We start from the raw sequence: 7,847 nt of genomic DNA, 5'->3' as shown, positions 1-7,847 counted from the left end.
GTGGCCGAGGAGGTGTCCGCTTGGGTCGACGCCGCAACGGGCGCACAGGCGGGGCAGCTCGACAGCCTCCGCGGCAGGCTCCCTGACCACACTCCCAGCAGGTAAGAGATCTCAATTACGCGACACTAGGAGCAGATGTACGCCGGGGTTGCTACTGAAGACGTTGGCGGTGATCTCAGCCTGCCGGTCCTCAATCGGGGCGAAATCGGTCTCCCCGTAGAATCGGTCCATCGCCTCAATTACGGCATCGATGGCTGGGATATCGGTCGGCGTGCCGCAGGACACGGACAGCACAGGTCAGGTCCTTTACTCAAGCGTGATTGCGGATGTGGTGTCAGCGTCACCTTCGAGGACCAGGCAGATGGCTCTGACCGGCGTTATGTAGGCGGACTGCTGGGGTGGAACCGCGCAACTGCGTCGCGGATCAGCCCCCAACGGAATGGGTTGCCCTCGTGTTGTGGCCGGATGGCCTCAGGGCGGGTGAAGGTGACGCCGGCCGTGGTGAGCATTTCGACATGGCCCGGGTAGGCGGGGTGCTGGGTCAGCGCTGGTTTGGCGTAGGGGGAGGCCAGGATCGGTAGCCCGAGGCCGAGAGTCTCGTTGAGGATGCCGAGTGCCAGGCTGTCGTTGATCCCGGTCGCCCACTTGTTGATGGTGTTGAAGGTGGCAGGTGCGACGACGACGACATCTGCCTTCGGCAGGGGATCGACGTTGTCAGGACGCCGGAATTTGCATCGCACCGGGAAGCCGGTCTGCTGGGTGAGGGTGTCGCAATCGATCCATGTCACGGCGGTCGGCGTAGCTATCACACATACGTTCCACCTATCGTCCATCAGTAGCTGGACCAGCTCGCCGACCTGACGCGCCGGCGGAGCGGCGCACACCACGAGGTAGAGAACGGGCTGTACGGGTTGGTTGCTCATGGTCAGGTAAGCAGACCAGCGCGCTCGGCCATTGGCCGGAGACCGGGGGGCACGTTCTGGCGTTCCCGCCTGAGGAGATCGGCGAGCAGGGCGCGGCCACGGATGTTGAACCTTAGGACCTCTGGAGCGATGCGCTCGGCTTCCATCAGGTGTAGCACTGACACTGCACTTTCGTTTTGCGTCGCAGCGTTGGCTGCGGCGAGGTCGAGAGGGTGAGTCGGTCGAGGTGGATTATGGCGGGGCCGTTCTCGGCTCGGCTGAGTTGGGCCTGGTTGATGCCGAGCCAGCGGGCGACGATCTCCTGGGAGAGTGGGAGTCTGCCGTGGTAGGGGTGGTGTCGGTAGGCGCGGACGACCTTGCCGAGGTGGCGTTCGGTGAGGGCCTGGCGGACGGGTTCGTGGTCCCAGAAGCTCTCCGGCACCTCGGGTGGTGTGGTCAGCTGGTCGCGTTCGGCGGCCTGGCAGGGGGCGCAGCGGCCGGTGTCGTTGTCGCGGGCCAGGCGGGTGCCGCAGCGGGGGCAGTTGGTGTGTGTTGCCGGCGTCCTCGCCATGGTCGGGCGGCTCCGTCCGTTGTGGTCTCCGTTCGAGCCCATCCATTCAACCCGCTGGGTTCAGCCTTGTTATACGCATCGCGCATAGAGATCATGCGTACGGTGACAACTCACTTCATCGGCAGGATCGACAAACGGCGTTTGCGAAATTTACGTCATACCGGGTGGATGCAGTCTTCGTCCGTTCAGGATCACCAGGTAGCGTACGTGCCGAACACGGTGAGCTAGCGTACGAGGGGTCTGCGAGTGAAGATCACAATCACTGTTTGTGATGTTTGTCAGGACCCAGGGCAGCCGGTGCGGAGTTACCGCGTCGTGTCCGACGGACGTAGCACCGAAATCGATCGCTGCCAGGAGCACGGAGCGCCCCTCGAAGCACTGTTCGGTGCCGAGGAACCGTCGGCCCGGCCAGCGGGGCGACGTCGCTACCAGGGGTCAGCGGTAGACGAGATCGAGGCACGCCGGTCCCGGCGGGCGGCCGGCGACTGATAAGGCACGACGCGCGATCGGGTACGGCGGGCCGGTCCTGCACCTGACAGGGGGCGACCGACCCGCCGTGGCGGTTTCACCTCAGCGCATGGTGTCTACGGTCAGTTGCCCCAGATGGCGGTTGCCCACTCCGGATGGTCGATGAACGGGTTCCGGTTGCCCTGCCAGTCGTCGTAGATGACCTGGTTGCGGCGCTTCTCGAAGGCGTCCGGCGGATCCAGCTGGTTCCACTGCAACAGCACCGACAACCGCCCGTGGTACGGCGCGGTGCCGTTGTTGACGAGCTGGTTCATCTCCAGGTTCGGCCAGCCGTCGTTTCCCTCGTACCGGATCGCCATGTACATGAGCATCCGGGCGACGTCACCCTTGACCGCGTTGCGTGGCTCCCACGAGTCGCTGTCGGTGTAGTTGCCGGGTGCCTCGGCGACCGGGCTGCCGCCGTTGTCGAAGTCCTTGTTGCCGCGCGCGGCGTTGACCGAGACGTCGTCCGGCCGCAGGTGATGGACGTCGGTGCCCGGTCCGGTGGCGGTGCCGAAGTCGCCGTGCGACTTGGCCCAGACGTGCTCGCGGTTCCAGTCGTCGGCGTTGCCACCGTTGCTGGTCTTGCTCTGCGAGCGTCCGGTGTAGAGCAGGATGACGTTGTTCGGGTTGTTCGGGTCCTCGTCCGTGCTCTTCAACGCCTCCCAGACCTGTGAGTAGGAGAGCTTGGTCTGGACCTTGATGATGTCGTGCAGCGCGCTACGCAGGGCCGGGCCGGTCTTGCCGATCGCGTTCTTGTAGTAGGTCTCGTCGTACCCGCCGCCGGGGGGAGTGGTCGCGGTCGGGCTCGGCGTGGGGGACTGCGACAGGGTGGGGGTCGGGTTGGGTGAGGTCAGGCTCATTGCGGTCGGGCTCTTCAGCCCGGCGTGGGAGAAGTACGCCGTCAGCGTGCCGGTCACGGTGACCTGCCTGCCCATCAGGCCAGGGTTGGACAGCAGCCCGAAGGCGGCCCGGTAGGTGGCCGTGACCTGGACGTACAGCATCTTCGACGTGCTGGTCTCGGCCGCCAGGTCGGCGATCGCGATGGCCGTGTCCGCGGTGAACCCGGACCGGACGACCGTGTTCGTGGCCGTCGGCTGACCGACGACGTACCCGGTCACCGTTGCGGTGCTGCCGTTCTGGGTGTTGATCGCCTGGGCCACGGTCAGGCCGGTCGTTGCCGATGCCGCCACTGCCACCATGGGCAGGGCCAGCCCGAGGGCAACGGTGAGGGCTATCGCCAGTCGCCGGGGGCCGAACCGGGCGGCCGTTCTGCTGTTCATAGACGGTCATCGTAGTTGTCCGGTCGCCTGTGGGACAGATGTCGCGAAAGTGATCGGCGGAATACGCCTGGTGAACGGGTCGCCGTATCGAAAACTCTCTCTGGCTATGGGCCGGTCATCAATGGTAAAAAACTTGCACCGTGGCGACCGCATGGCAAAACTTTCCCCCAAAGTGAGGTAGCAAGTGAGGACAAGAAGGGTCATGGCCAGCCTGGCGGCGGCCATCGTCGGGATGGCGGGGGCGGTCAGCACACCAGCCTGGGCAGCGCCTTCAGACCACCAGACCGTCAGCTACCGTGGCTACCAGTTGGCGGTGCCCGCCGACTGGCAGATCGTCGACCTGGCGACCGACCCGCACGCGTGCGTCCGGTTCGACCGGCCCACGGTCTACCTGGGACATCCCGGTGACGAGCCCTGGTGCCCTTCGGACCTCGTCGGGCGAACGGTAGGTCTGCTCATCGAGCCGATCGACACGGTCACCGCCGATCGGCTCACGGACGACACCCCCGTAGCCGCAACGGGCAGGGCGACCGCCGACGCACTGCCGTCGCGCGACGGTTCCATCCAGATCGCGGTACCCGACGCGGGCGTACTCGTCACAGCCGAGCACACGCCCAGCACCGAATCGACGGTCCGCCGGATCCTGGCCACCGCCCGCCTCGGACAGGAAGCCACACCGGTGTCCCTCGACACCATCCGCACGACCGCGAAGTCAGTCACGACGGCAGCGGCAGCGGCTGCGGCGGTCAGTCCGCAACCGGGCACCTACACCGGCAAGGGCTTCGACACCTGCACCGCCCCGTCGCAGTCGATCATGAACACCTGGCGTAACAACTCGCCGTACCGAGCCGTCGGCATCTACATCAGTGGCGCCAGTCGATCCTGCACCCAGGCCAACCTCACCGCGACCTGGGTGACCAACCAGATCAACAACGGCTGGCACCTGATCCCCATCGAACTGGACTACCAGGCGCCGTGCGGCACCCGTACGCCGAAGATGTCCTACGACCCGGCCACCGCCCGGTCCCAGGGCGCGACCCGGGCGACCACCGCGGTGAACGCGGCGAAGGCTCTGGGCATCGTCGCCGGAAGCGTGATCTACAACGACATCGAGCACTACCCCTCGACCGAGTCGTGCAAGGCGGCCGTGCTCTCGTACCTCTCCGGCTGGACCGACCGGCTGCACGCGCTCGGCTACCTCTCCGGCATGTACTCCAGCGGCTCCTCCGGCGTCCGGGATCTGTGCAGCGCCTACGACGATTCCCGGTACACCCGCGTCGACCACCTCTTCTTCGGCTGGTGGAACGGCGTGGCGGACACCAACGCCGGAAGCTACTGCCCGAGCGGGTACTACGCCAACCGCCAGCGCATCCACCAGTACACCGGGGACAGCTACGAGACCTGGGGCGGAGTGCAGATCTACATCGACCGCGACTACCTCGACGTCTCGACCGGCACGACGACGCCGCCACAGAACTTCACCGTCACCGTCGACAACACCACCAGCGGTCGGTTCACGGCAAGCACGAACTGGGGCACCTCGGCCTACTCCAGCCAGCGGACCGGTCCCGACTACCGCTACGCCACCCCCGTCTCGGCCAGCGACGCCGCCTGGTACAAGGCGGACCTACCCGAAACAGGCAGCTACGAGGTCTCGGTCTGGTACCCCGCCGACCCGGGCTACAACGACTCGACGCCGTACGTCATCGCCACCACCGGCGGCAACCAGACGGTGCGGGTGAACCAACGCGTGAACGGCGGCCAGTGGGTCTCACTCGGCGTGTTCACGCTGGCCGCCGGTGACGGCGACAAGGTCGGTGTGAGCCGGTGGACCAGCGGCACCGGCCTGGTCATCGCCGACGCGGTTCGCATCACCCGCGTCTGACCGGGCGGGCCCGACGTCCAACACCGGTTACGTGACCGCCCATCGTGCGGTCGGAAGGGTGTTGAGGTCGGTCACTACCGACCGGTCCTCAACACCCCTCGGACGTTCCACCGCCCGCAACGACGGCGGACCTACCCGGGGTCAGTCCCGTTCGACCAGGTGACCGACGATGTCGGGAACGACCGTGGCCACCCCCGACCCGTCCCGGCGGGAGTCCACGTCGGGCAGGTCGATCGGATCCCCGGTGCCGGTCGCCCCCACCGGACGTGGCCCGATCCAGGCCAGCTCAAGGCGGGTCTCTCCCTTGAGGAACCGCTGCGACCGTACGCCACCGGTCGCCCGCCCCTTGGCCGGATACAAGCCGAACGGTGTGACCTTCACACTGCGTCCGCTGGAGGTCACCACCATCGGCTCACCATGCCGGGAATCGTCGGTCCGGATCGCAGCGAAGAACACCACCTCCGCCTCCGAACCGAGACTGATCCCGGCCATGCCACCGCCCTTGAGCCCCTGCGGCCGGACCACGGACGCGGCGAAGCGCAGCAGCGACGCGTCGGAGCTGACGAACGCCAGCGTCTCGGTGCCGTCGGTGAGCCAGGTCGCCCCGACCACCTCGTCACCGTCCTTCAGGCCGATGACCTCGAACTCGTCGGCGCGTACCGGCCACTCCGGAGCGCAGATCTTCACCGCACCGAAGCGGGTGCCCAGGGCCAGCCCCGGCGAGCCGGCGTCCGACCCGGCCAGCGGAGCAATGCCGACGACGTGCTCCCCGGCCTGCAACGGCACCAGCTCCGAGGCGGACATCCCACCCCGCAACGACACCGTTCCCGCCTGCTCGGGCAGCACCGGCAGCGGCAACACGTCCGTCTTGAACGCCCGACCGTGGTTGGTGACCAGCAGCACCTGACCCCGGGCGGTCGAGTGGACCAGCGCCCGTACCGCGTCGTGCTTGATCCGCCCACTGCGCTGGCGGCCCTCGGAGGCCTCCTCCGACTCGGCCGCCGTACGGGCGACCAGACCCGTCGCGGAGAGGATCACCTGGCACGGGTCGTCGGCGACCTCCAACGGCCCGGCCGGAGCCGAAGCCGCCAAGACCTCCTTCAGATCACCGTCGATCAGCGTGGTACGCCGGGGCGCGGTGAACTCCTTGCCGACCGCCGCCAACTCGCTGGAGACCACCTTCCTGAGGACCCGCTCGTCGTCCAGGATCGCGCTCAGCTCGGCGATCTCCCGGCGCAGCCGGTCCTGCTCGGCCTCCAGTTCGATCCGGTCGAACCTGGTCAACCGCCGCAGCGGAGTGTCCAGAATGTGTACGGCCTGGATCTCCGACAGCCCGAACTGGCTCATCAACCCGTTCCTGGCCGCCAACGCGTTGTCGCTGCCGCGGATCAGCCGAACCACCTCGTCGATGTCGAGCAGCGCGATCAGCAGGCCGTCCACCAGGTGCAGCCGCTCCTGCCGCTTCCCGCGCCGGAACTGCGTACGACGGGTCACCACCTCGTACCGGTGGGAGAGGAAGACCTCCAGCAGCGCCTTGAGCCCGAGGGTCTGCGGCTGACCGTCGACCAGCACCAGGTTGTTGATCCCGAACGACTGCTCCAACGGGGTGAGCCGGTAGAGGTCGGCCAGCAACGCCTGCGGGTTGACCCCGACCTTGCACTCGATCACCAGCCGGGTGCCGCTCTCCCGGTCGGTCAGGTCCTTGACGTCGGAGATGCCCTGCAACCGGGCCGGCTGACGCTGTCCCTTACGCGGTCCCGACGTGATCAGCTTGCCGCGTACCTCGTCGGTTATCGCCTCGATGACCTTCTCCGCGCCGATTCCGTAGGGCAGCTCTGTGACGGTGATGGCCTGGCGGCCACGGCCGCCCTCGAGCGGACCGATCTCCACCCGGGCCCGCATCCGCACCACACCCCGACCGGTCTCGTACGCCTTGCGCACCTCGTCGAGGCCGAGCAGCATCCCGCCGGTGGGCAGGTCGGGACCGGGAACGTACTCCATCAGCTTGTCCAGCGTCGCGTCCGGATGGTTGATCAGCCACCGGGCCGCTGCGACGACCTCACCGAGGTTGTGCGGGATCATGTTGGTCGCCATCCCGACCGCGATGCCCGACGTGCCGTTGACCAGCAGGTTCGGGAACGCGGCGGGCAGCACGGCCGGCTCGGTCAGCGAGCCGTCGTAGTTGGGCCGGAAGTCGACCGTGCCCTCGCCCAGCTCACCGACGAGCAGCATCGCCTCCTTGGACATCCGCGCCTCGGTGTAACGCGCGGCGGCCGGGCCATCGTCCGGGGATCCAAAATTTCCATGCCCGTCGATGAGTGGTGCGTTCAGGGAGAAGTCCTGGGCGAGCCGGACCATCGCGTCGTAGATCGCCACGTCACCGTGCGGGTGGTACTTACCCATCACGTCACCGACGACCCGGGCCGACTTCACGTAGCCCCGGTCCGGCCGGTGACCCTGCTCGTTCATCGAGAACAGGATGCGGCGGTGGACCGGCTTCAGGCCGTCCCGTGCATCCGGCAGCGCCCGGGAGTGGATGACCGAGAAGGCGTACTCCAGGTAGGAGTCCTCGAGCTCGGTGGTCAGCGGGTTGTCGAAGACCTTTGCCCCCGCCCGGTCGAAGGCGGACAGGTCGACCTTGGGCTGCGAGCCCTTACGGCGTGCCATCACTCAGCGCTTTCTACGACGGGAGCGGAAGG

5 protein-coding genes are annotated in these 7,847 nt (G+C 67.2%); 1 reads left to right on the top strand and 4 read right to left on the bottom strand.

Features of this window, described 5'->3' with window-relative positions:
- Positions 1 to 377: 377 nt before the first annotated feature.
- From ACFQ4H_RS26125 to ACFQ4H_RS26115, 3 genes are all read right to left on the bottom strand, one after another.
- A complete protein-coding gene (locus ACFQ4H_RS26125; protein ID WP_377575410.1) occupies positions 378 to 923 on the bottom strand; it encodes a flavoprotein in 546 nt (181 codons plus the stop codon).
- A 145-nt stretch (positions 924 to 1,068) separates the two neighbouring features.
- Positions 1,069 to 1,473, bottom strand: a complete 405-nt coding sequence (locus tag ACFQ4H_RS26120) for a hypothetical protein (protein ID WP_377575407.1) — start codon at positions 1,471 to 1,473, stop codon at positions 1,069 to 1,071.
- A gap of 590 nt (positions 1,474 to 2,063) precedes the next feature.
- Entirely contained in the window at positions 2,064 to 3,263 is a 1,200-nt protein-coding gene (locus tag ACFQ4H_RS26115; protein WP_377575404.1) for an endonuclease, read from the bottom strand.
- 202 nt (positions 3,264 to 3,465) lie between these two features.
- On the opposite strand from ACFQ4H_RS26115, the gene ACFQ4H_RS26110 reads away from it, so the two are divergent.
- A complete protein-coding gene (locus ACFQ4H_RS26110; RefSeq protein ID WP_377575401.1) occupies positions 3,466 to 5,148 on the top strand; it encodes a glycoside hydrolase domain-containing protein in 1,683 nt (560 codons plus the stop codon).
- Between the two features lie 141 nt (positions 5,149 to 5,289).
- Here ACFQ4H_RS26110 and ACFQ4H_RS26105 read toward each other — a convergent pair whose 3' ends face one another.
- Positions 5,290 to 7,815: a DNA gyrase/topoisomerase IV subunit A gene (locus ACFQ4H_RS26105; RefSeq protein ID WP_377575398.1), complete on the bottom strand. Its 2,526-nt coding sequence runs from the start codon at positions 7,813 to 7,815 to the stop codon at positions 5,290 to 5,292.
- Between the last annotated feature and the right edge of the window lie 32 nt (positions 7,816 to 7,847).

This window comes from Micromonospora sonneratiae (genome assembly GCF_042679305.1).
Classification (GTDB): Bacteria; Actinomycetota; Actinomycetes; order Mycobacteriales; family Micromonosporaceae; genus Micromonospora_H; species Micromonospora_H sonneratiae.
The sequence above is the reverse complement of the archived record's forward strand: the minus strand, read 5'-3'. Positions and strand labels throughout refer to the sequence as shown.